This window comes from Pseudomonas sp. No.117 (genome assembly GCF_054558395.1).
On the sequence record NZ_BAAJNP010000022.1, the window covers coordinates 1 to 455 of the forward strand.

Annotated in this window: 1 protein-coding gene; it reads left to right on the forward strand. The window is 66.8% G+C overall.

The annotated features are described in order from the left end of the window. A partial coding sequence (locus tag ACYJP6_RS24170; protein ID WP_459478562.1) for a thiamine pyrophosphate-dependent enzyme occupies positions 1 to 455 on the forward strand: 455 nt, incomplete at both ends.

The following is a 455-nucleotide window of genomic DNA, read 5'->3' on the forward strand; positions in this document are numbered from 1 at the left end:
ACCTGGGACTTCGACCGCCTGCTGACCATCCGCGAAGCCAACGAGGCCCACGTCGCCGAAGGCGCCACCGACGACCGCTTCCCGGTCTACCCCCAGCGCCTGGTGGCCGACCTGCGCAACGTGCTGCCCTCCGACGGCATCGTCGCCCTGGACAACGGCATCTACAAGATCTGGTTCGCCCGTAACTACAAGGCCTACATGCCCAACACGGTGCTGCTGGACAACGCCCTGGCCACCATGGGCGCCGGCCTGCCCTCGGCCATGGCCGCGCGCCTGGTCCATCCCACAACCCCCATCGTGGCGGTGTGCGGCGACGGCGGCTTCATGATGAACAGCCAGGAGCTGGAAACCGCGGTGCGCCTGAAGATGAACCTGGTGGTCATCATCCTGCGCGACGACGGCTACGGCATGATCCGCTGGAAGCAGGCGCAGATGGGCTTCGAGGACTTCGGCCT